Source organism: Bacillus marasmi, assembly GCF_902168435.1.
In the GTDB taxonomy this organism is placed as follows: Bacteria; Bacillota; Bacilli; order Bacillales; family Cytobacillaceae; genus Bacillus_BU; species Bacillus_BU marasmi.
In genome coordinates this window covers 63,593-86,897 of record NZ_LR656166.1, presented here as the reverse complement: position 1 = coordinate 86,897, position 23,305 = coordinate 63,593, and the positions used below count along the sequence as shown (strand labels likewise).

The 23,305-nt window shown below is 38.0% G+C and carries 23 protein-coding genes, 1 other RNA gene and 1 riboswitch; of the genes, 9 read left to right on the top strand and 15 right to left on the bottom strand.

All coding sequences use genetic code 11. The features are described 5' to 3' along the window. Window positions 1–19: 19 nt before the first annotated feature. Entirely contained in the window at window positions 20–517 is a 498-nt protein-coding gene (locus tag FXW34_RS04670; protein ID WP_147532808.1) for a cation:proton antiporter regulatory subunit, read from the top strand. Between the two features lie 5 nt (window positions 518–522). Further along, window positions 523–1,749: a cation:proton antiporter gene (locus tag FXW34_RS04665; protein WP_147532807.1), complete on the top strand. Its 1,227-nt coding sequence runs from the start codon at window positions 523–525 to the stop codon at window positions 1,747–1,749. Between the two features lie 78 nt (window positions 1,750–1,827). Here the strand turns inward: FXW34_RS04665 and FXW34_RS04660 are convergent, their stop codons facing one another. Beyond that, complete coding sequence (locus FXW34_RS04660; protein WP_147532806.1) at window positions 1,828–2,142, bottom strand: hypothetical protein; 315 nt, start codon at window positions 2,140–2,142, stop codon at window positions 1,828–1,830. Window positions 2,143–2,314: 172 nt separating this feature from the next. Here FXW34_RS04660 and FXW34_RS04655 point away from each other — a divergent pair, with 172 nt between their 5' ends. Next, on the top strand, window positions 2,315–3,418 hold the full coding sequence (locus tag FXW34_RS04655) for an AI-2E family transporter (RefSeq protein WP_147532805.1): 1,104 nt from the start codon (window positions 2,315–2,317) through the stop codon (window positions 3,416–3,418). Window positions 3,419–3,971: 553 nt separating this feature from the next. Beyond that, window positions 3,972–4,712, top strand: coding sequence for a type I methionyl aminopeptidase (gene map, locus FXW34_RS04650; protein WP_147532804.1), 741 nt, complete (start codon window positions 3,972–3,974; stop codon window positions 4,710–4,712). A 110-nt stretch (window positions 4,713–4,822) separates the two neighbouring features. Here map and FXW34_RS04645 read toward each other — a convergent pair whose 3' ends face one another. Then, entirely contained in the window at window positions 4,823–5,539 is a 717-nt protein-coding gene (locus FXW34_RS04645; protein WP_147532803.1) for a YetF domain-containing protein, read from the bottom strand. A 173-nt stretch (window positions 5,540–5,712) separates the two neighbouring features. After that, entirely contained in the window at window positions 5,713–6,912 is a 1,200-nt protein-coding gene (locus tag FXW34_RS04640) for an SLC45 family MFS transporter (RefSeq protein WP_147532802.1), read from the bottom strand. A gap of 126 nt (window positions 6,913–7,038) precedes the next feature. Here FXW34_RS04640 and FXW34_RS04635 point away from each other — a divergent pair, with 126 nt between their 5' ends. Further along, window positions 7,039–7,716 (top strand): SOS response-associated peptidase, encoded by a 678-nt coding sequence (locus FXW34_RS04635; protein WP_147532801.1) that lies wholly within the window; start codon window positions 7,039–7,041, stop codon window positions 7,714–7,716. Window positions 7,717–7,761: 45 nt separating this feature from the next. Here the strand turns inward: FXW34_RS04635 and FXW34_RS04630 are convergent, their stop codons facing one another. Continuing rightward, window positions 7,762–8,865 (bottom strand): cytochrome-c peroxidase, encoded by a 1,104-nt coding sequence (locus FXW34_RS04630; RefSeq protein WP_147532800.1) that lies wholly within the window; start codon window positions 8,863–8,865, stop codon window positions 7,762–7,764. Window positions 8,866–8,949: 84 nt separating this feature from the next. Continuing rightward, window positions 8,950–9,519 (bottom strand): DUF6944 family repetitive protein, encoded by a 570-nt coding sequence (locus FXW34_RS04625; protein ID WP_147532799.1) that lies wholly within the window; start codon window positions 9,517–9,519, stop codon window positions 8,950–8,952. A gap of 415 nt (window positions 9,520–9,934) precedes the next feature. Between FXW34_RS04625 and FXW34_RS22810 the strand changes: the two genes are divergently transcribed. Next, complete coding sequence (locus FXW34_RS22810; RefSeq protein WP_187118829.1) at window positions 9,935–10,090, top strand: hypothetical protein; 156 nt, start codon at window positions 9,935–9,937, stop codon at window positions 10,088–10,090. Between the two features lie 50 nt (window positions 10,091–10,140). Here the strand turns inward: FXW34_RS22810 and FXW34_RS04620 are convergent, their stop codons facing one another. From FXW34_RS04620 to FXW34_RS04595, 6 genes are all read right to left on the bottom strand, one after another. After that, window positions 10,141–10,950, bottom strand: coding sequence for a nucleotidyltransferase domain-containing protein (locus FXW34_RS04620; RefSeq protein WP_147532798.1), 810 nt, complete (start codon window positions 10,948–10,950; stop codon window positions 10,141–10,143). Window positions 10,951–10,982: 32 nt separating this feature from the next. Further along, window positions 10,983–12,743 carry a phosphomethylpyrimidine synthase ThiC gene (gene thiC, locus FXW34_RS04615; protein WP_425457402.1) on the bottom strand — a complete coding sequence of 587 codons (1,761 nt, stop codon included), beginning with the start codon at window positions 12,741–12,743 and terminating at the stop codon, window positions 10,983–10,985. Between the two features lie 143 nt (window positions 12,744–12,886). Further along, a riboswitch (TPP riboswitch) is annotated at window positions 12,887–13,001 on the bottom strand. Between the two features lie 130 nt (window positions 13,002–13,131). Beyond that, window positions 13,132–14,004, bottom strand: coding sequence for a gamma-glutamylcyclotransferase family protein (locus FXW34_RS04610; RefSeq protein ID WP_147532796.1), 873 nt, complete (start codon window positions 14,002–14,004; stop codon window positions 13,132–13,134). 396 nt (window positions 14,005–14,400) lie between these two features. After that, the gene (locus FXW34_RS04605) at window positions 14,401–15,045 is read right to left on the bottom strand and encodes an acetate uptake transporter (protein ID WP_147532795.1); all 645 of its coding nucleotides are present in this window, start codon (window positions 15,043–15,045) and stop codon (window positions 14,401–14,403) included. A gap of 565 nt (window positions 15,046–15,610) precedes the next feature. Then, the gene (locus FXW34_RS04600; protein ID WP_147532794.1) at window positions 15,611–16,723 is read right to left on the bottom strand and encodes a nitric oxide synthase oxygenase; all 1,113 of its coding nucleotides are present in this window, start codon (window positions 16,721–16,723) and stop codon (window positions 15,611–15,613) included. Between the two features lie 181 nt (window positions 16,724–16,904). Next, window positions 16,905–17,918 (bottom strand): asparaginase, encoded by a 1,014-nt coding sequence (locus FXW34_RS04595; RefSeq protein WP_147532793.1) that lies wholly within the window; start codon window positions 17,916–17,918, stop codon window positions 16,905–16,907. Window positions 17,919–18,239: 321 nt separating this feature from the next. Between FXW34_RS04595 and FXW34_RS04590 the strand changes: the two genes are divergently transcribed. Beyond that, a complete protein-coding gene (locus tag FXW34_RS04590; RefSeq protein WP_147532792.1) occupies window positions 18,240–19,574 on the top strand; it encodes a metallophosphoesterase in 1,335 nt (444 codons plus the stop codon). Between the two features lie 61 nt (window positions 19,575–19,635). Here FXW34_RS04590 and ssrS read toward each other — a convergent pair. After that, window positions 19,636–19,832: non-coding RNA, 6S RNA (gene ssrS, locus FXW34_RS04585), on the bottom strand. 180 nt (window positions 19,833–20,012) lie between these two features. On the opposite strand from ssrS, the gene FXW34_RS04580 reads away from it, so the two are divergent. Beyond that, window positions 20,013–21,047, top strand: a complete 1,035-nt coding sequence (locus tag FXW34_RS04580; RefSeq protein ID WP_147532791.1) for an LLM class flavin-dependent oxidoreductase — start codon at window positions 20,013–20,015, stop codon at window positions 21,045–21,047. Next, window positions 21,037–21,660 carry a 2,3,4,5-tetrahydropyridine-2,6-dicarboxylate N-acetyltransferase gene (dapD, locus tag FXW34_RS04575; RefSeq protein ID WP_147532790.1) on the top strand — a complete coding sequence of 208 codons (624 nt, stop codon included), beginning with the start codon at window positions 21,037–21,039 and terminating at the stop codon, window positions 21,658–21,660. The genes FXW34_RS04580 and dapD overlap by 11 nt, the downstream gene beginning before the upstream one ends. 344 nt (window positions 21,661–22,004) lie before the next feature. Here the strand turns inward: dapD and crcB (FXW34_RS04570) are convergent, their stop codons facing one another. From crcB (FXW34_RS04570) to FXW34_RS04560, 3 genes are all read right to left on the bottom strand, one after another. Next, entirely contained in the window at window positions 22,005–22,364 is a 360-nt protein-coding gene (crcB, locus tag FXW34_RS04570) for a fluoride efflux transporter CrcB (RefSeq protein WP_147532789.1), read from the bottom strand. After that, window positions 22,361–22,750, bottom strand: a complete 390-nt coding sequence (crcB, locus tag FXW34_RS04565) for a fluoride efflux transporter CrcB (RefSeq protein ID WP_147532788.1) — start codon at window positions 22,748–22,750, stop codon at window positions 22,361–22,363. Before crcB (FXW34_RS04565) ends, crcB (FXW34_RS04570) begins: the two co-directional genes overlap by 4 nt. 226 nt (window positions 22,751–22,976) lie before the next feature. After that, complete coding sequence (locus FXW34_RS04560; protein ID WP_147532787.1) at window positions 22,977–23,240, bottom strand: hypothetical protein; 264 nt, start codon at window positions 23,238–23,240, stop codon at window positions 22,977–22,979. Between the last annotated feature and the right edge of the window lie 65 nt (window positions 23,241–23,305).

Here is a 23,305-nt window from a genome sequence, read left to right as displayed (position 1 = left end):
ATGAATAGGAGGAACTGAAATGAAAATTCGTGAAATCGAACTTCCAGGAATCGGAAAAAAATTCGAAGTAATTACAAAAAATCAAGAGAAGATGGTTATCATTATCCATGATGATGGTCGAAGAGATCTTTACTATTTCGATCAAAATGATCATGAGGAGGCAATTGCCAGCACCACTTTATCTGACACTGAGGCTAGACAAATTGCAGGGATTATTGGCGGTATGACTTATAGTCCTAAAGCATTGGAAACGATTGAGATTGCATTTGATGATTTAGTAATCGAGTGGTATAAAATTCAAAACGGAGCAAAAGCCGTAAATCAATCCATCGGCGACCTCAAGATTCGGGAAAATTACCATATCACGATTGTCGCAATCATCAAAAAGAACAATCAAAAAATTAATACACCTGGACCTGAGACTTTACTCGAAGCAGGCGATACACTCGTTGTTTCTGGTCATCGAAATCAAATCAAAGTAATTATTAAAGATTTACTTGCGCGAAGGGATGGGTGAAGCGAATGGCTAATCATTTAGTATTTGAAGTAGGTACAGCTCTTGTCTTAGTCGGGATGGCAGCGGTTCTTGCTAGCAAACTAAGATTTTCGATTATCCCCTTTCTCATCCTGTTAGGAATGGCCGTTGGACCGCACGCTCCCCAAATTGGAATTATCGACCTCACCTTTATTAAGAGCTCAGAGATTATTGATTTCTTTGGACGTATTGGGGTTTTGTTTTTACTTTTCTATCTTGGTCTAGAATTTTCAGTTGGAAAATTAGTGAGATCAGGCCGTTCAATTGTTATTGGTGGAAGTATATACGTCTCGATGAATTTTCTCCTAGGTTTACTTTATGGATTCATTACAGGTTTTCCAATTATGGAAACATTAATCATTGCCGGACTGCTCAGTGTTTCATCTAGTGCCATTGTCGCCAAAGTGTTGGTTGATCTAAAGCGAACTGCCAATGCAGAAACGGAATTAATTTTAGGAATCATCCTATTCGATGATATCTTCCTTGCATTATTTTTGTCAGTCATGTCAGGACTTTTATTAAATGGTTCTGCCTCAATCGTCGGCACAATCACATCCGTTCTCATCTCCCTCGCCTATATGATTCTATTTTTTATCATTGCAAGAAAAGGTGCACCACTACTTAATAAACTATTAAATATAAAATCCAATGAAATTTTTATTATCGTCATTTTTGCAGCTTTGTTTTTCATATCGGGATTCTCAGAAATGATCCATGTTGCTGAGGCGATTGGCGCCTTACTACTGGGATTAGTCTTTTCTGAAACTGAGCATCGGGACCGAATCGAAAAGCTAGTCGTCCCATTTCGTGATTTCTTCGGAGCAATGTTTTTCTTTAGTTTTGGTCTTAGCATCGATCCATTTAGCTTAGGTGGCGCAGTCTGGCTTGCCTTAGGTGCTGTCGTGCTCACTGTTGTTGGAAATTTTGTCGCTGGACTCATATCTGGTCGAAAGGCCGGATTATCTCACAAAGCCTCCTCCAATATCGGCTTGACGATTGTCTCCAGAGGGGAATTTTCAATCATCGTTGCTAATCTCGGAATTACGGCAGGATTAATGCCAGTCTTAAAACCATTTACAGCTGTTTACGTTTTGGTTCTTTCGATAATCGGCCCACTACTCACAAAAGAATCAAAAGCTATTTATCTATTACTCAATAAAATCTTCAAATGGGATGTAAAGAAAAAAGTAAAACAAACAAAAGAAGGCGCATAACACCTCCGTAAATTTATAAACAAAAAAACGAGCCAAATCATCTTTGAAAAGTTGACTTGACTCGTTTTTTTCATTATTTTATTTTGAAATTCTTCGCTTTTGCGTTCTCTTACTAAAAATAAATATACATCCAGCAAGGGTCAGCACTGAAACAAATTTACAGGCAAGAATTAAATAGCTCGTTGTTAGCGGGTCTAAAGTAATATGTGGTAAAAATACAAGCGCTAACACAATGAGTATTCCAAAGAGAAGAATACTATAGGCATATTGATAAGCCTTATTGATAATCATTTGGCTTTTTTCTTTATTTTCATTATTGTAAACCGTATATAAATACCCCATCACGAGGACAAAGAAATAAGTTAACCCAATCATAGCAATGCCGATACTCATTTATTTTGCCTCCTTTTATTGAGGATAAGAAAATAACAAGTATTCATAATAATGCCTACCTTCATTTTACCAAAAAAACAATTCGAAATCTTGACTAATATTACTCATTTTCTACAATTCTATGATTTGTTATACTTAATGGTAATAATCTTACGAAACAGAGGTACATACTTTGCAGACAAAAAATAAATTGCAGTATTGGTTAGTCCAAATCCTGCTCATATTAACCATTATATTTGTTTCAACGAAAATATCGTTTTTATTTCAACCAATCGGAATTTTCTTTTCAACCGTCTTTTTCCCGATATTAATTACAGGGTTTCTTTATTTTCTTCTTAATCCTGTAGTTACTTTCTTAACTAGAAAAAAAGTCCCGAAAATCCTTGCGATACTGTTTATTTATCTAGCTTTTACTGGGTTAACAGTACTGGCTATCGGGAACTTAGTCCCTGCGGTGTCAAAACAGTTTACAGCTTTAGCAAATGATCTTCCGAGGTATGCAGACAAAACTTTAGATTTCTTTGATGACATGGCTCATTCTAGCCAATATCAATGGGTGATCGATGAGCAAAGCGACCTGCTTGAAACAGTTGAAGATAAGCTGATTCAATTTGCGAATACTCTTCCGAATCGTATTACCACAAGTATTACCAGCATCGTAGGCGTTATCGCAAATATCACTGTCATTTTGGTTACTGTGCCTTTCCTTCTCTTCTATATGTTTAAGGATGGACATAAATTTCCGGAAAGCTTGACCAAATTTCTACCTGTATCATACCGAGATGAAGGATTAGTTGTGTTAAAGGAAACGGGAGAAACTTTATCCGCATATATTCAAGGCCAAGTGACCGTTGCGCTTGCAGTCGGAACGCTGTCGTTTATCGGTTATATGATTATTGATTTGAAATATGCGCTCATTCTAGCCTTAATTGTCGCTGTGACGAATATTATTCCTTATGTCGGACCGATTCTTGGGGGTACGCCAGCGGTTATCGTTGCATTATTTGACTCTCCGACAAAGGCCTTGCTCGTCCTACTCGTCATTGTCATTGCGCAACAGATTGAAGGCAACGTCCTTTCTCCGCTGATTCTTGGAAAAAGCTTGGATACTCATCCAGCAACAATTATTATATTATTACTAGCAGCCGGTAACCTCGCCGGTATCCTTGGGATGGTACTTGCCATTCCAACCTATGCAGTTGTAAAAACAATTGTTTTAAACATCGTTAAGTTTTTAAATTCTCGGAAAAAGCCACCGGTACCCGTAGACTCATAACGTTTTCTAAAAGAGGCTGGGACATAAGTATTTCAGCTAAACAAAAAACCGAACTGTTTTGTGACATTCTTACTTAGAATTTCCTAATAGTTCGGTTTTTTTAAATAGGCACTACCATGAAATAACTGTGTGCAATTTTTTTTGCACGGGAGTCTGATAACCCGAATGTTGATTTACTTGTGTTTAAAAATAAGCGGAAGAATTCCGCTTATTTTGGGTAATACCCATATTTCCCTATAAATAACAGGAGTTTTTCCCCTTATTTCATAAAAATCACTGTATTTTGTCTTTTTGGGAGCAGTTAAGCGGAAATTCTCCTCTTATTTCAAATCAATTAGCTCCCCTTACATACAATAACGGGAAATTCTCCGCTTATTTTTTCTCATACCTTCCTGAAAATCACCTATGAACTTTAACATAGAATCATTTAGTTCTGTCCCAGCTTCTTTTTTTATGCGAACATCAAGAATTATTTAAAAAATAAATCAGGAAAAACGTTTTAGACAAAAAGTGGTATACTATGAAATGAATCTAAAATATAGGCGGGATTAATATGATTGCAAAAACAGAAGCGGACATTAACGCTTTAAAAGAAATTGGAAAAATTGTCGCTGAAATTCGCGATGAGTTAGTTAGAAAATGTATTCCAGGCGTAACAACTAAAGAATTGGATGAGCTTGCTGGAGAATTATTTGATCGTGCTGGTGCCATTTCCGCACCAAAAGGCGAATATGATTTTCCAGGATATACTTGCATAAGTGTAAACGAAGAAGTTGCTCACGGAATTCCTGGAAATCGCGTCATAAATGAAGGTGATCTTGTAAATATAGATGTCTCTGGATCAAAAAATGGCTATTTTGCTGATACAGGCATTTCCTTTGTTGTTGGTAAAGGCGATGAGGTTTTAACGAAAATTTGCGACGTGGCGCAGGAAGCTTTTGAAGCTGGATTAAAAAAAATCAGACCTGGTGCCAAGAAAAGCGGCATTGGTAAAGCTGTACACCAAACGGCGAAAAACCATGGTTTAACTGTCATTATGAATCTTACAGGCCACGGAATTGGCCGTACCATACACGAAGCACCTGATCATATTCTTAATTATTACGATCCATTTGATAATGAATTGTTGAGAGATGGTATGGTCATCGCTTTCGAACCATTTATTTCCACTCAAGAAGAAGAAGTTTATCAATTAGATGATGGCTGGACTTTTGTAACCGAAAATAGCTATGTAGCCCAATACGAGCACACAATCATTATTACTAAAAACGGGCCAATCATCATTACAAAATAGAGGGAACTATTCAAGCCAGTTCCACTGTCTATGCAGACATACCACATAAAATGCACCGCTCTATTGCGGTGCATTTTTGTAAACAGTAAACTTTTAATTTGGCAAAGCTTCTAATGTTTTATATACTGTGGTGTTTCATCATTTAATGGAGAAAGATGAAGCTTTAGGTCCTTAGTCAATGACGCAAAAAATATTTCTTCCACATCGTTTATTCCTTTATTGTTGAGTTGTTCCATAAGCCATGATACGTTTGTACCTAGCTCGATTAGGGTTTCATAGTCAATTTCCCCTTCAATAATTATTGGATATGGCATATTATCCCTGTTCATTTCCAACCCCAAATCATCACGTATTACTGGAGATTGATTTGCATGTTTATATACAGAAATCTTTCCGTTTGCCTCTATAATTCCTAACTTAATTATCGAGATATCAAAAACCTCTTTCTCCCTAAGCATCTGAAGGATATTATCTAATGAATAACGTATTTTTCGTAAGTTGTTAACCATTAAAACACCATCTATAATCACAATAGTTGGCTCAAAAGTTAGTGCATTTCCAATCTTTCTAAATCTAAGATTTAAATATGAAATGACTTTCTGAAGTATTGCAATACCAATAATTGCTGTTGCTGTATGTATGTGTTCAATTTTAGGATCCGCAATATCTGCACCTACTACAGACCCAAGCGTTAATATAACCAAAAAATCAAATATGGGTAATTCGCCAATGGATCTTTTCCCCATAAAAAGGGTCACTAATAATAAGAGTGGGAGTATAGTGACTATCCTTCCATAAACAATCAGAGTATCTTTCAAAAACTCCATCTCTTCACCGCCTTAAACAAGTACAATTATGATTTCCTTTTAGGCGTTTTGTTATGTTTTATTAAGCTACATTGCTTCAAAAAGAATGTCAAATTATTTAAGAATTGATACTCTTTTTGAAGCAATTTGAAATGCTATAAATTCGGTAAAAAATTTCTTGCATCTGTCATCCCCTAACCTTCAATATTGAGAAAGTTAGTATGATGAGGCATTTCTGAATCTGATTTTACTATTGTCATAAATACCAAGGCTATCAGCATACTGATTGCTGCTGCAAAAAATAAGATGCCAAACCCCCAGTAATCAATTAGTAGTCCAAGCATCGGCGGAGAAATGATTGCGGATAGAGATGAAACTAAATAATATAGACCCGTTCTAGTTCCAAAGCTTTGCTCACTGCCTGTCTTCACGATAAATGGATAAGCATTTATGTTAATACAAGCCCAAAATACCCCGCCGATTAATAATATTAACCGTAACGCAAGAACGGTTTTCACCCAATTCAAGACTAGAAAAACGCCTATTAAACCAACTATTCCAATCATAATCATTTTTTTCATCCCATACTTCGCCCCATAATGTCCACATGGAATCGAAGATAGGACAAAACTTAACGAGAAAAAGGCTAACGAGAATGCAGAGGAACTTTCAGTTAAACCAAGCTCTTTGACTCCATAAAGTGTGAAAAGTGCCTCCATTCCTTGGATAGCTATGAACCAAAAAAAGATGGCGAGAAGTAAAAATATGGTGGCAGGATTTAATTCTTTCATGTAAGGAATTTTATTTGTTGTAGTTTGGACCGTATATTCAATCGCATCTCGTTTTTCATTAATATTTTTAAAAATAATCCATAATGCAATTAAAAAAATGGCTGCAACCGCCAAAAATGGAAGGGTTTCATTCATCTTAAATAAGAATGAACCGATGCTAAAGGCTAAAATAGCTCCGCAACCACCCATAAAATTGATGATTCCATTGGCTTTTGCACGATCATGCTCTACGGTTATGTCTGGCATTAACGCAATCGTTGGCGAACGAAAAATAGCCATCGATAAATTCATACAGACCATAAAAATGATTAACGTCAAAAGTTGGCTATGAAACGGAATTAGCGCAAAGAATAAAGCTGCAACTGGAATTCCAACTAATAAAAATGGCATCCGTTTACCGAACTTTGTATTCGTGCGGTCGCTCATATGACCAATATATGGTTGCAGAAACAAGGCTACATAATTATCCAACGTCATTAGAAATCCTATGAGCGCTGTACTAGTTAAATAATCATCTAGAAAAAAAGGCACAAAGCCGTTATACAAGGCCCAACCAATACTAATGCTAAAAAACCCAAACCCCAATAACCATGTTTTTTTCATCGCACACTCCTTTTGCACTATTCCCTATCCAGGTAGTACTATTAGCTTATGCTTTCAAAGGAGTAAATATGGTCCTTTGAAGAACCCCAACCGATTCTGGTAATATAAGTACAAAGAGGTGATGGTATGTGCGGTAGATTCACATTAACGGCTACGTTAGAGGAAATATTGAATCGATTCGATATTGAGGAATTTCTGGATGAGGATACCTACCTTCCAAACTACAACGTAGCACCTTCGCAGTCAGTTCTAGCGATTATTAATAACGGCTCGATTAATAAAATGGGCTATTTACGCTGGGGATTAATACCACCATGGGCAAAGGATATGGCGATTGGCTATAAAATGATCAATGCGAGATCTGAAACGCTTTTGGAAAAACCGAGCTTTAAGGTTCCGTTTCAAAAAAAACGTTGCCTCGTCATTGCTGATAGCTTTTATGAGTGGAAAAAACATGATGACAAGTCAAAAACACCGATGAGGATCAAGTTAAAAAACAATAATTTGTTTGGGATGGCCGGATTGTGGGAGCATTGGAAATCACCTGAAGGTAAGTCGGTTTTTACTTGCACCGTCATTACCACCTCACCAAATGAATTGATGAAGGATATTCATGACAGAATGCCAGTCATACTAAAACCTGATGACGAGAAAATTTGGCTTGACCCAACAATTGGAGACATTTCACAGCTTACCCAACTACTAAAGCCACTGGAACCTGAATTAATGGAGGCATATCAAGTAAGCTCCCTTGTTAATTCTCCCAAAAATAACTCAATTGAATTGATTCAAAGTATTTGTTAATGGAAAAGAGCTGAGGAATATTCCTCAGCTCCATTTTGATTACTATTATAAACCAGGAAGTTCAGGTGCTGCATACAAAGGCACCTCTCCCCCTAATGATTTTAAGAAAGCTAGTAGGTCCGCCTTTTCTGCTTTAGTTAATCCGAGCGGTTGCATAAATTGCTTCATGAAGAAGCTCGTATTAGGATGACCATCACCACCACGATCATAGAACTCGATTACTTCCTCTAAGGTTGCAATGCTTCCATTATGCATATACGGTGCTGTATGAGTAATACCATAAAGACTAGCAGTTCTGATTCGACCAATATCAGCCTCATCTTTCGTGATTTCAAAACGACCTTTGTCCTCCGTGTTCAAGCCAATATTGTAATATTGATTATCAGATAAATTTTCACCATTGTGACAAGTAAAGCAAAATGCTTTGCCGGTAAATAGCTTAAGACCACGCAACTCCTCTTGAGTCAACGCATTCATATCTCCTTCTAAGAAACGGTCATATGGTGTATCCTTCACGACAATTTGTCTTTGGAAAGCAGCTAGAGCCTTTGCGATATTTTGTTCTGTTATCCCATCGGGAAAGGCTGCTAAAAACAATGTTTTATAGCCCTCAACTACTTTTAGCTCTGGAACTAAGTCGGATAGTTTTTGGTTCATTTCGTTTGGATTTTCGATTGGCCCTAGTGCTTGCTCCTCAAGAGAAGCGGCCCGCCCATCCCAAAAATTCACAGAATAATATCCAGAATTTATTACAGTAGGACTATTTCGCGCCCCATCGCTACCATCATACGCTTTAAAAGTAGGACGATCGTCGCCATACCCCATGTTTGGGTCATGACAGGTGGCACAGCTTACTTGATTGTTTCCAGATAATCGCGGATCAAAGAATAAGGTTTGCCCTAATTTTAGCACTTCCTCTGTCATTGGATTATCTTCTGGAATCGGAATATCTCCTAGAGGCATCATTTGTGAATGATTCTTTAAACTCGCATAAAGCTCCTCTGGTTTAATGGTTTTAGTTTGCGTTTCTGTTGATTGTTGTTTTGAGTTTTTTGTTGGGGCTGGTACATCACTTTCAGTAGAACAGCCTAATAAACCGATACTGAGAGTAGTAAGTAATAGAAGCATTCTGAGCTGTAGGTTTTTCATTAGATGTTTCTCCTCAATTGAATAGATTTAATATAAGTATAAATGGAGAAACACACAAAAAACTTTAGTATTATGGATATATTGTTAAGCTTTTTGGGGTGTTGCTGCTAACGCTGTTAGGACAGAGCCAACTGCCTGTATCCAACTCCCAAGAACATCGATAGATTCACCAGTTTGTTCATTCCCTTTTAGTTCTTCAATTCCACCTATAGCTTGCATTGAATTTCCAATAGATTGAAGCAAATTCCCAATGATATCTAAACCAACATTTGGATCAAGCTGTTCTCCTGGAGGATTGTTTTCAATATCATCTGCTACTGCCATAAGACCACCTGTAGCTTGAAACCAATTCCCTGTAATAATTAATTTTTCTTGAGTTTCTTTTTCAAAATCAATTACCATTCCAGAAACTACCGTAACATTTCCAGTAGCCTGAATTTGATTCCCTATTTTCGAAAGGGTTATCTCCGGTTCCTGATCAGCCTGTATCGCATTTCCGGCTGCTTGTAAAACATTTCCCCATAAATTTAGCGCACTTAGTAGTTCTTTATCTATCTTTTTAAAAGGGGTACTCCCAACTGCAGACATAACTGTTCCAACCGCTGCAACCCATGCAGCACCACTGCCAGGTTGATTTTTCATACTCTCCTCCATTAAACGGTTGTTTAAGGTATCTTTAAATTGTATTCACAAACCGCCTAGTGGTGCGAATTATTGATTTACTCCATGAAAAAAAGCGCCTGTTCGAAAACAGACGCTTTTTTATGCGTTTGCGGCAATAGACCGTATGACCACATTCATACGTTTAGCCTTGCAGCATGTCTATTGACTTATGCAAATTAGCTCATCGCCTAATTAATATATCATCGGCTTTCCTTAAATGCAAGATGAAAATTCACCCAAAACTAAGATGGAAATTATCATATTTATTACCAGCTAAAAATATGAATATAATTAGTACTTTTTCTTTGCAAAAAGTCCAATTCATTGAGTACAATTATTTTATAAACTTAGCTTAATAATTTTTCCAATTTTTTAATCTTATAAACTCTGAAAGGTGTTGAAGAATATGGCTAAAAAACCAGAAAACAACAAGAAAATCTCAGTAGATTCATCAGTAACTTTAAAAGGATTTGTCAAAGCCATCTTTAACGATACAATTCATGTACAAATTGGTGGAAAAGTTATTCCAATCCCTGCAACTGATTTAAATCTTGAGAAATAATCCCATCAATTCATGCCAAAAGAGCAGCAAGTCGCTGCTCTTTTTTATTTTCACCTCGGAGAAATCCGTGTTTCGGTCCGAACTTCATCTAGTTCCCAGACGTATTGTAATAACTCTCTAAAGACAACATCCAACTGCGGAATAAGGTTTACGTGCTCCTCAGCTAGTGATTTAGCATAATTTGAAATTCTTTCGATTTCTAATTGCATGTAATGATGAAGTTCTGTAAATTGAATAGTTGTCCCGCTTTCAACACCAGCCCTTTTCTGTTGAATTAAGGATAATATCGACTCTTTAATCGCACAAGATGCTAAAGTTCCTTGAACTAATTCCTGGAAATCAAGCGGTGGATAGCACTTGTGTTTCTCAATCCATAAACAGGCTAAAATTGGGCGTATTACATAAAAATACTTCTTAATCTTTACCTCATGTCCTTGTAAAAATTCAAGATGATTGCGTTTTGCCATATTGATATAATGAAACAATGCTGACTTGGAGGAAAAGGCAGACTGTGCAATCTCACGCAGAGCGGATATGCATTGCTCATCCTGAAAATAGATGATCGACGAATGAAGCCATTCCAGCAAATGTGGATTGTTTTTATTTAGTAGCCTAAGCGCCTTCCGAAGCTCCCACCCATGCAAATCGATCCTATTGTCTACAGGAAAATCAATAACATCACGCTTTTCTTCGATTGAAAAATACCATTCTTTTCTAGGCACATATAGAAAACGAACATCATAGTCGCTAGATTCCGATGGAATGCCCCAGGACCTGCTTCCAGATTCGACGGCAAGGATGATTTTCACCTCGTAAGATTGTTCAATTTGGCTAAGCGTCTCTTGTATTTTTTCCTTCACTATTACACTCCCTAAAATCACACCATCTAGGTTTATTTTTGATAAAGGTTTCCGCCATTTTCTCGGAATTGGACCGCTTTTTCTTTCATGCCTTTATCAATAAGTTTATCGTAACTGCTGTCTTTCAGTTCCGCAAGGTCTCGGATATCATGTGAAATTCTCATGCTACAAAATTTCGGACCACACATAGAGCAAAAATGGGCGGTTTTTGCCCCTTCAGCAGGCAGCGTTTCATCATGGTATTCCATTGCTCGTTCCGGATCTAGCGCTAAATTAAATTGATCACGCCAACGAAATTCAAATCTTGCTTTTGACAGAGCATCATCACGCTTTCTTGCACCTGGATGACCTTTAGCCAAATCCGCAGCATGTGCAGCAATTTTATAGGTAATTACACCGACACGAACATCTTCTTTATTTGGTAACCCAAGATGCTCCTTTGGTGTCACGTAACAGAGCATGGCCGTTCCAAACCAGCCAATCATTGCCGCTCCTATCGCTGATGTTATATGATCATAACCGGGTGCGATATCAGTCGTTAATGGCCCTAACGTATAAAATGGAGCTTCTCCACATACCTCCATTTGCTTATCAACATTTTCCTTAATTAGGTGCATCGGAACATGACCAGGTCCTTCAATCATTACTTGAACATCATGCTTCCAAGCGATTTTGGTCAACTCACCAAGAGTCTCTAATTCAGCAAATTGCGCCTCATCATTAGCGTCCGCAATTGATCCAGGTCGCAACCCGTCCCCTAATGAAAAGGCAATATCGTATACCTTCAAAATCTCACAGATTTCTTCAAAATGGGTATATAGAAAATTCTCTTGATGATGTGCTAAACACCATTGTGCCATAATCGATCCCCCACGAGAAACAATCCCTGTCACTCGATTAACCGTTAATGGAATGTACCGTAATAACACTCCAGCGTGTATTGTAAAATAATCTACACCTTGCTCGGCTTGTTCAATTAACGTATCTCGGAAAACCTCCCAAGTCAGATTTTCTGCAATCCCATTTACCTTTTCAAGCGCTTGATAAATAGGTACTGTTCCAACTGGCACAGGACAATTGCGGATAATCCATTCTCGAGTTGTATGAATATCTTTGCCCGTTGATAAATCCATCAACGTATCCGCGCCCCAGCGAGTTGCCCATCTCATTTTTTCGACTTCTTCTTCAATCGAAGAACTTACAGCAGAATTTCCGATATTCGCATTGATTTTCACATGAAAGTTTCGTCCAATAATCATCGGTTCACTTTCAGGATGATTGATATTTGCTGGTATGATGGCGCGTCCACTTGCAACTTCTTTTCGAACATATTCCGGCTCAACATTTTCTCTAATCGCAATGAATTCCATTTCTGGTGTGATCATCCCTTTGCGAGCATAATGTAATTGTGTCACATTTTTCCCATCAAGGGCTCGTAATGGCTTTCTTTTTAAACCAGGATAAGCTTCGGGATTAATCATATCACCTTTCGTTTTGTAGCCATTATCCTCTGGATTTACAGAACGGCCTCCGTACTCACAGACATCGCCGCGTTCATTAATCCATGCTCTCCGTAATGGTGGCAATCCATAACGAATATCTGAAGTATATCCTGCATCTGTATACGGACCACTCGTATCATATACTGTTATTGGCGAATTTTCGATTTCCCCTACTTTACTTGAGGTTGGACTTAATAGAATTTCACGCATAGGGACCTGTATATCAGGTCTGGAACCCTCCACATATACCTTCCTGCTCCCTGAAAAATTTGACAGAATGTCTAGGTTCATTTCATTAATTGATTGCTTTTCCACAAAAATCTCTCCTTTTTTAATAAAGGACAAGAACCATTTCATTTTCAGCATGAAAAAACCGGGTCTAATTTAAGACCCGGTGATGTTAGTATAATAGCAGTCATGTCAAAATCGACACCACTAATCAATGCTAACTTCCCCACGCTGGTATGAACCAGATCAGGTCCTGAGGGTTAAGGAACTTCACCGTGTTCCTCTCTCAGCCCAACTTATTGGACACCCCTAGTTTTTATTTTTTAATATGTTCGGCTTAACTATAAACAACTACATAAGTGTTGTAAACCATTTTTTAACAATATTAAAAATATTATACTTATTACCTATTTCGTTTGTGTTTTAATAGTCACTTAGTATTATTACTTTTTTAAAGGACTATGTTGAATTGGACCTTTAGCTGCTGTTTTAGCTTTTCGACATACTCTTGGCTGAGATGGCGGGTGCCACCTCGAATGATTTCTTCGGCATAGCAAAGTGGAGGTGCTGTATCAGGTTTTTTGTTTACGACAATAAATGTCAATACATTTTTCAACAGGAGACCATTCACTTTGACATCTATTAGCGCAGGACGATAGGATTTGTATTTTACCCCTTCACGGCGATAGAGATAAGCGAGTCCTGGTTCTGCTACTTCGTACAATACCCCTTCGACGATTCCACCTGATTCCACGATATCAGCGCGACCTCCATCTGATACTCGTCTCGTGTAGCCGAGTGTGTAGCCTTCAAGAACACCTGAACCAACAATGTTCAAAAAATAACGATCAACTCCAGCACTGACAAATCTCTCATCATCCATACAGCTACCATAAGCAAAATAAAGGAAAGTTGGATGCTGTTTAAGGCTATTGTAAATAGTCCAGTCCCCTAACGGAATGATTTGCTTTAGGATACCTTCTTGGTCAGGATGGATGCTGTATACAAACGCCTCAAAATCACCCTTATCAGTTGAAACAGTTTGACTATCTCTGTTGTATAGATTGTTTTGCCCAGGACCCAGATAATCTTCAAGCTCATCAATCGCTTTAAGTTGCTGAAAATCGATCTCGTATAATTCACCATAAACAACTCCATCATTCGAATCCTTCAACGCTGGGTATCCTAAACCAGTATCATACAAGATGCCTTTCGTCCAAGCTTGCTGGGCAAGGCAGCACGCCTCTTTTAATAAATGATGGTTGGATTCATGGCGCCTTAGTGTTCCATATACAAAAACAAGATACTTCTCATCTGCTCCCACCGAACCACTCCTTTTCTATTGGGAAGAGCTATCGTTCCTTTTATCCTATACTATTCTTTTAATCCATTGAATTATCTCAACTACCTTATTTTTAAAAAAGGATTGCTTGTCCAAAACGAATGATTCGTCTGATTTTAGCGGACACTGAGTACGTTATTTGTGACAAAGATACTGTATTTCAAAGCTTTGCGGACATTAGGGACCTTATTTAGTAGAAATTTTAGTGATTGGACCGTTTTTTGGGCAAATAGCGGATTCTATGTCCGCTAACGCCTCGTTGTCCCTGTATTTAGCATAAATAAGGGCTTGGTTGTCCGCTAACATTAAGCCCAAAATGAAAAAACCCGATTAACGGATTTTTGATACCTTCCGTCAATCGGGTTTGGATGAATGTTATTAAGCGTTTTTCGCAAGTTTCATTTTTGCTTGTGGTTTGAAGATTCCAAATGGCTTACCTACAGGGCATACAACGCGACCAAAGTGATTGTTTAATACGTTCGCACCCGCACCATAGAATCCAATTAAAGAAATTAATAACTCAGAAACAGCTGCTACATCATGTGCTAATTCTGGAGCGATACCAAAAGTTGAAAGAATAAGTCCAACAAACAATACATCAATTAATACAAAGATTGAGAATAGAACCATGTTTGTTTCCATAGCACCAACAGTCAAGAAAAGACTTAAAAATAAGTAGCCAATAAATGCAAATGCAAGTTGCTTAGGATCGACTTGAGCTGCAAGTTCTTCACCAAATACGCCCATTTGAATTAACCATGAAGTTCCAACACCAATCCAGAAAAGACCATATGCACCAAAAGCAGTTTGTCCAAAAACGTTATTGTGTTTAGCATCTTGTACACAAGCGAATAATTGTGCGATACCACCTAAGAAAAATGCCCAAGGAATAATGAATGAAAGACCTTCAGTAATCCCTAATTTTTGTGATGAAGCGACAAGCGTTACCATTGCAAGACCGAACATTCCAAGCGCAGAAGGATCTGCTACCTGAACTTTTACGTTTTGTGTATTGTTTTCCATTTCTTACTTCCCCCTACTTCAAATAAAAAATAATAGATAAAACAGATAGGTTAACTACTTTTTCACAGTTTGAATCTACTTTATGGTGTGTAATACAAGAACTGCCAATATCCCTATCTGCAGGCAATTCATTGATGAAATGTTTAGTATTCAACCTGTATCAAATTAATACTAGTAGCTTCCCTCCCCCGCGGGCTTGCATAGAAAGCGTTTTCGTTATTTTGATCTTTTTTGATATGTTTTTGTTAGACAAGAAAGCGTTTACTCTTTGTTGTTTAACAAAAGCATGTCATCGCTGAATACAACGGCAAACTACTATTTTCTGCAAATCTCCCTTTTTAGAATTTTTTGATATTTCAAATTATATCTTTTTGTGGGTTTTTGTCAATATCATTCAGAGAAATATTGTTTATTTTCAGAAAATTTGTACATTTGTTCTAGTTCCACTGTAATATATTTACAAACAAAATATAAAAAGGACTTTCGACCTACTTATAATCGACAGTAAAATCTTCAATTTTATGACAAGAAAATCACCATTCAGCGTGGAATGGTGATTTTTATTTTAATATTCAAATAAACTATTTTGATAGAAGAAATTCGGTTTATTTAATTGGTTATTAAAAGGTTTATGGAATATATGCGTAGTTGCAGGTGAAACCGGAGGAATCAGCCAGACCCAATTTCCCGTTACCTCTCTGCCACATGCTGCTTCCTTCTCCTCAAACAGCTTAAACTGCTGTGCAGCTGTATGATGATCAACCATACTGACTCCAGCTTCCTTATAGGAATGGATAATGGCTTGATTTAATTCTACTAATGCGCGGTCCTTCCATAATGAGGTATTCGTATTAATATCCAAGCCCATCAAAGTCGCAATCTTCGGCAACATATTATATCGATAGTCATCTGCGAAATTTCGTGCACCAATTTCTGTTTCCATATACCAGCCATTAAAAGGTGCTGCAGTATAATGAATTCCACCGATTTCTAATCGCAACTGAGCAACAATTGGGACACCATACCATTTCAAGCCTAAATCGGCAAACCATTCATATTGTGGATGATGAATGTCAACCTCCAATACCTTCTCCTTTGGAAGTGGATACCACTTAGGCTGATGGTCCTTTACTTGAATTACTAATGGTAGCAAATCAAAATGGGTTCCCTCCCCTTCCCAGCCAAGTTTTTGGCACATCTTCGTAAAGGGTAAGGAATGCGAATCACCGATAATACCTTTATCAGTTTCATATCCAGCATAGCGAATGATTTGATGATTCCAAAGCTTAACCTGAACCTCATTGTTCATCTTCGGCTTAAAAATCGTAATCGCTGGTCTGATTTTCCCATTATTTGTGGCAAAATCAATATGTTCGAATATCGCATCCCGAATTTCTTCCTCTGTTTCTAATTCGCGTTTATCGATAATATGTAAACTTTCCCAGAATAATCTGCCGATACAGCGATTACTGTTGCGCCATGCCATTCGTGCGCCATGCTCTAGCTCTTCATATGTATGTTCATAAAAACCTTGATTATGTATTTGTTTTTCTATTTCCACTAATCTTAGTTGGATTTTTTCCTCTGTTTTACCCAATTCTTGATAGCAAACTGTTACAAACTCCCTTGCTTCATTAAAAAGCAATTGATGTTCCTCTTTCAACAGCACTTTATTCATTCCCATTCCCTCCTTATATTATCCCAATATCCATTTTATTCTTTCCTAATCCCTCAGGTCTATCAATAATTGATTAACCATTTTAAAACTGTAAATATGTTACTATTTTCCTAAAAAATAATGGACTGTCCACTGAATCAGATTTGGACAGTCCGTACATAATATATTTTTTCCAATAGCATCACGAATGTTTATCTTCCTTCCCCCAATCAATTGAGAGGTCCCTGGCAATTGGTGTTTCGATAATATATTTTATCTCTTGTTGATCCTCGGTCTGTCCAAGTGCCCACATAAGCTTTGCTACAATCGCTTCTGTATTCATATCACCGGATACAATCACATTGTATTGAGCAACCTTTCGTCCCACCTCATACAAGTAAAGATCATGACCTTCTTCCAGACATTGAGTTGAAATCAAAACAGCGATGCCACTTTCCGTTAAATCTTTTATTTTCGGAAGGAGACTTCTTTCCTCAAACGGGACTCCTCCATTACCGAAGCTTTCGATTATGATTCCTTTATAATGCGCTTTAATAAAATCAAAAATTTCCGGTTTTGTGCCAGGATATAGCTTTAGCAAAAAAACATCTGGGCATAGTTTCGTATTCACCGTTAATTCCTTTAAAGATGAAGTAGGCTTCCAAACGTATTGAATTTTATTTTCAGAAATAGTTGCAACATAGGGATGATTGATACTTTCGAAGGCGTCAAAGCTCTTCGTTCGCATTTTGACTGCTCTCGTGCCAATGATGACGCGCCCATCAAAGACTACAAACACTCCCCCAACATCTTCACATGCAAACCGAACAGCATCATTCAGATTTTTCTTTGCATCTGTTTTTTTAAAACTAATCGGGACCTGTGAGCCGGTAATCACAACTGGCTTACTTAAGCCCTGGAGCATATATGATAATCCCGCTGAAGTATAGCCCAACGTATCCGTACCATGAGTAATGATAAACCCATCATATTGTGAATAATTTTGCGTGATTGTTTCAGCCATAGAAACCCAGTGTTCAGGCTGCATATTCGTGCTATCACGATTCATTAATATTTTACAGGACACATCTATATTTTTTTCTGTATCTTGAAAGTATTGGAGCAGTTCCTCAGCTGATAACCCAGGGACTAGCCCTTCCTCTCCTTCGATTGAAGCAATTGTACCGCCTGTTGCAATTAATAAAAGCTTCTTCATGTGGACCTCCCAAATCGTATACAACCGAACGAAAAAACATCGATAAAAGTCAATTATACGGCTTACTTTTGTCAAGTTACAATATATGTATTCATATTTTTAATTAGCTGCTATATCATTTTCTCTCCATCACTGTCATTTTTATATTTTAGCTGTGTAAAATTTGGATGTTGATTTCCGCTCCAATCAACTTGCCAAAAAACAACGCTGTGCATTAACGCTGCCTAATTTTTTAACTATCGCATACTTTACCAAAAGTCTCATTCATATACTAGGTAGAAAGTTTTATTATATGCCATTTTTACGTAAAGGAGGTATTTCATGATTGTTTTTATTAGTGATTTACATTTAATGGATGGAACTGCAGGTAAGCATTATTTAGGCGTAGAAACCTTTAGAGATATCTTTAAGGAAATTGCGATTCAAGCACAGGATGCAGGCGTCGGTGGAAGTTCTAATTCAAAAGTCCTAAAAATTGTTCTACTAGGAGATATATTCGATCTCGTTCGGACGGAAACTTGGTTTATCAAAAAACAAGATGGAAAAATCGTTGACACAATAACGGTCGAGGATCGTCCATGGGGAAATCCCTCAGATAAAACCGAAAAGCTGGCATGTGAAATATTCGATAATATCGTTAAGGAAAACTCAGAGATTATTGACATTATTTCCTGTAAAAATTGGAAAGACTTAGGGTTTCCAATCAAACCAGAAGTTGTTTATATTCCAGGAAACCATGATCGCTTATGCAATCTATATGCATCCCTTCGTGACCGTGTAACTAATAGCCTTGGCTTAGATAATTTATCAAAAAATGAAAAGTTTTCCTCTATTTTCAAAGATAAACAGCATGGAGTTTTTGCACGGCATGGCCATGAATATGACTCCTTTAATTTCACCGGTTCTTATGATGAAACACCCATCGGTGATGTCATCGCCGCAGAAATCGCCTCAAAACTACCCATCTCAATCCAAAAACATCTAAATGGCACCCAACTTTCATCCGAAAATCAGCAAGTAATTTGTGATCATTTCCGTAATCTATTTGATATTCGTCCATTAACCGCGATTATTCATTGGTTGTTTTATCAAGTTGAGCACAGCACGAAATACGACAAGGATGTTAAGGAAAAAATCAATTTAGCGTTTCAGGAGGTTGGTGAAGAGTTTGTAAAGCTTGATTTTGTTAAGCGGTGGATTAGGCAAAACGACTTATTGTGGAATCCCATGGATCAAGCTGATATCGTCCAAATGCTCATCTCAATTTTAAGAACCTTTAATATGAATAGTTTCAAATGGCAGCTATCACTATGGGAAAAATCTAAATATGTAAGAAATTTGTTTACCACCGATCATTACCTTGACGGCGCAGTGAAGGATTTTAACAATGAAGCGAAGGATTACCAATACTTGCTATACGGACATACACACCAGCCACTCCAGAAAGCGATTAACATCATTGATAAAGATAAAGAACAGCTTTATCTAAACACCGGCACATGGCGTCCAGCTTATTATCAGACAACCTCCAAGACAGGCTTCACATCGTGGAATAATCTCACCTATACCATCATTTATCAGCCTGGAGAATTCCATGCTGGAAAAACCATTATTAAACCAAGGTTTGAGGTCTGGACTGGAGCAATGAAAAACTAAATACCAGGAAACACAAAAAACCAGATTCCTATAACCGGAATCTGGTTTATATTTTATTAAGTTACAAGCCACCTTTGCCGTAACTTTATTAAGAAAGTTTTAAACCACCACTCCTCAAAGTGGGTGTTTTCAGATACCTAATCCGCATGTCCTCCTTGTCATATAGACGAAGGCTTGTCGGTTAGATAGCGATGTTAAACTCCCTAACCAAGTATAAAGGTTAAAACTTTATTATCGTCACGAACAACGTAGCTTATGGTCTTATATTACATAAATACTACGTAGGAGTCAATTACAACTGCTGGAATTTTTCCTACTTATTTTACAGATTTTCAAATTTTATCTATTGCGTTTTGAGCATTTCTTTTTGTTAGAACCATCCTGTTGGTTAAAATAAAGCTTATATTTATTATTTCATCTAGAAAGAAGCTGAAAACAATGGGTCAATCATTTTCTCAACATAACAAGTCACATATAACGCTACCTTTTTCAGTTTTGGACCTCGCTCCAATTGTAGAAGGAAGCACGGCCTCAGATGCATTAAAAAACACATTGGATTTAGCCCAACATGCAGAAAAATGGGGTTATAATCGATATTGGCTAGCAGAGCACCACAATATGCCTGGCATTGCCAGCTCAGCTACAGCTGTTGTAATAGGACATGTTGCGAATGGTACGGACACGATTCGAGTGGGTTCAGGAGGAATCATGCTGCCAAACCACGCAAGCCTTGTCATTGCCGAACAATTTGGAACGCTAGAATCATTATTTCCTGGTCGTATTGACCTAGGAATCGGACGTGCACCTGGAACAGATCAATTAACGGCACATGCTTTAAGACGAAACCTTCAGCATGATGATTTTAAACAGCAATTAGCAGAACTGCGTGGTTATTTCAGAGCTAACAACCGTTCAGTTGTTAGAGCCATCCCTGGTGAAGGATTAAATATTCCGATATGGCTATTAGGTTCAAGCGGTTATAGCGCTAGATTAGCTGGGCAGCTAGGATTACCGTTTTCCTTTGCCAGCCATTTCTCTCCAGAATATACAATTCCTGCATTGGAATTATATCGTAATAACTTCCAACCATCTGAAATTCTTGAAGCACCCTATGCTATGGTCGGTGTAAATATTATTGCAGCAGGCAGTGATGAAGAGGCCCACTTTCTAGCCAGTTCCATGCAACAGCAATTTATTCAACTGATTCGCAATTCTCCAGGAAAGCTTGCCCCACCTATTAAAAATATGAACGAAATCACCACTGAAGCTGAGAAAAATCTCCTTCATGAGCGGTTAGCGACTTCGATCATTGGCGGTAGGGAAACAGTGAAAGCAAGACTACAAGCTTTTCTTAATGAAACAGGTGCAGATGAAATTATCGTTAATGCACAAATTTACGATCATCGAGCAAGACTACGCTCGTACGAACTCGTATCAGAAATTATGAAAGAGATGAATGTAAATGAAGAATAACGAAATTGTCAATTTATTAAACTCATCGAAAAAAAAGACATTGGTGAAAGCCTTTATACAAGGTTGTCTCAATGCAATCGATTTTGGGAGCGAGTGTGAAGTCATCAATATGGGCGAAGGTGGAGTCGTCATCGGTGACTGGGAAGTGATTAAGCGGGTTCTTGAAGCTCATTCCGATGTGGTTGAAAAATACCATATCGAAAACGATCGGCGCAATTCATTGATTAATTTATTAGATACGTTGGATATCAATGCGAGAATTGAACCTGGAGCCATTATTCGCGAGGGAGTAACGATTCAGGATGATGCTGTCATTATGATGGGAGCCTGTATCAATATTGGTGCAACGATAGGTGAAAAAACGATGATTGACATGAATGCTGTCATTGGCGGTGGGGCCCAAATAGGGAAGAGCTGTCACATTGGGGCCGGAGTGGTGATTAAAGGGGTTATCTCCTCTCCAGACGCATCACCTGTAGTCATTAGTGATCACGTTATTGTCGGTCCAAATGCAGTCATTATGGAAAGCGTATCGATTGGAAAAGGAGCAGTCATCCGTGCCGGAGCAATCGTTTCTGAAAATGTTGATGAAGGAGAAGTTTTCCCAAGGTAAGAACAAAAGCGCAAGCGCCTTGATCAGGGGCGACAGAAAAGGTCCGCCCTGCAGGAAATCCTGATTTCCGGAAGGGATTGTAGGAAAGGTGAAAGTGGCTCGTTCAGGAGCGACGGGCGTAAGACGAATCACGCAAGAGATGATAATCTCTGGAGGGATTTGGCTTAGACCATCGCTCCTAGCCCATTCACTTGACAAGCTTGTGATCCCGAGCCCCTAGGCCGCTTGCGCTGGACGTGTTTAACGTTGTGAAACTTATCCACAGCGTTAAAATTGATAATTTCCTAACCAAGATTATAAAAAAGCTGGTCACTAAAATTCATCAAGTGTCCAGCTTTTATATTTTATATTAGGTAACCTAACAGCGCTGCTCCGACACCCAAGATAATAGATGTACTAACGTAAACGATAGCCAATCCAATATGACGATTTTGAATCAAAGTTACGGTCTCAAAACCAAACGTCGAAAAAGTAGTAAATGCCCCACAAAATCCTACTCCAGCAAAATACCATACCCAATCGTAAAGTTGATGCTCTAAATGGAGTTTTGCCAGGACACCTAATAGAAATGAGCCGCTAATATTAATCAGCCATGTATGAAGCGGAAATGGACGCTTTAGTTTTAGCCGACTTTGGAATTGTAATCCGATAAAATACCTAAGTGCTGCCCCAAAGGAACCACCTAAACCAATCAACCAAATCATTTGGATTCACCACCTGCCCTGCTACTCATGATGGCAGTTTTCCAGCCTAAAAAGGAACACAAAAGTCCAATTAGAATTGAACCTAATACATAAAGGACTGCCAGCAAACGATGTCCAGATTCAACTAAATAAATCGTTTCGACTGAAAAAGTAGAGAAAGTAGTAAATGAGCCGAGAAATCCAGTACCAGTTAACAACACAATATTTGCAGGAATATTCTTGTTAATTGTCGCAAGGGTTAGAAGCCAACCGAGCACGAAACAACCAAGGATATTTATGACAAAAGTACCAGTTGGAAAGCCATTAGTTGTCGACAACCACTCCCCTAAACCAAAACGACTGATACTACCTAAAAAGCCACCGAGCATCACTATTAATATTTTCATTATTCCACCTATATGTATGAGTTTCTTTGCTTACTCCATTATAAGTGATTACATTAATCATTGACTATAAGTTAATTTTTTTCCAAAAAAATAAAAATGAATGCCACCTTCTACTATTCGAAACGGTAGATAGTAGCATTCATTTCAAGGGTTTCTATAATTGAATCAACATTTTGAAAAGCTACTATAGTAGCTTTGATAAAAAGTTAAAAAAGAACCTAATCTATTAGGATTCTTTTTGACCATCTCGATTATAGCCCCAATATCCATGTCCATGATGCCCATGACCTGGATAATAGCTGCCATGTCCATGGTGATAGCCGTGTCCTGGATAGTAGCCTCCGTGTCCATGATGATAGCCATGTCCTGGATAATAGCCACCATGACCATGGTGATAGCCGTGCCCTGGATAATAGCCTCCATGTCCATGGTGATAGCCACCGTAGCCCCCAGAGCCGCCGAAACCACCAAAGAATTGTCTTTCTTCCATATCCATCCACCTCCTAATCTCGTTATACATTACTATATGAAATAGGAAGAATTGAGGAGTGGATA